This window comes from Seonamhaeicola marinus, assembly GCF_008085455.1.
Map to the genome: position 1 here is coordinate 1 of NZ_VSDQ01000530.1, position 572 is coordinate 572.

1 pseudogene is annotated in these 572 nt (G+C 28.0%); it reads left to right on the forward strand.

From position 1 onward, the window contains the following. Window positions 1-414 precede the first annotated feature (414 nt). Window positions 415-572, forward strand: a pseudogene (locus tag FUA24_RS25780) (5-(carboxyamino)imidazole ribonucleotide synthase); the annotation flags it as partial.

Sequence of the window (572 nt, forward strand, 5' to 3'; positions counted from 1 at the left end):
ACATAAAAGAGCCGTTTAGTATGCCTATAAAAACAGGTATTTCGTCTCCTAAATCGTTTGCTATTTCTTCAACCAATTTATCAATAGCTGTATCAATTTGATTTGCAGTAATAAACGGTTTAAAATATTTGTTATGTAATTTTACCACCCTAAACTTATTTTAAAGCAGCAAAGATAATTAAATGATTTACCTTTTTAGGTTTTTGAATTACGTTTTAGAATCCTTTTTTTAACTTTTAAGTACATTTTTATAATTAACCCAAAAAAAATGTGTGTAATAATTGCGTAAATTTTAGTTTTATGGCAATATAATGCGCATTATTTACAATGTTTTCATTCGGTTTTAAGAATTTCTGAATGAAAAAATTCATGTACTTTTGCATAACTTAAATCAGTTTCACAAAAAAAATAGTAATGAACTACTTCTCTTCTAACTTTAAACTAGGTATTTTAGGTGGCGGTCAATTAGGTAAAATGCTGCTTTACAACACTAGAAAGTTTGATATACAAACCAACGTAATGGATGCTAGCCCAGAGGCTCCAAGTAAATTAGCTTGCAACAATTTTACACT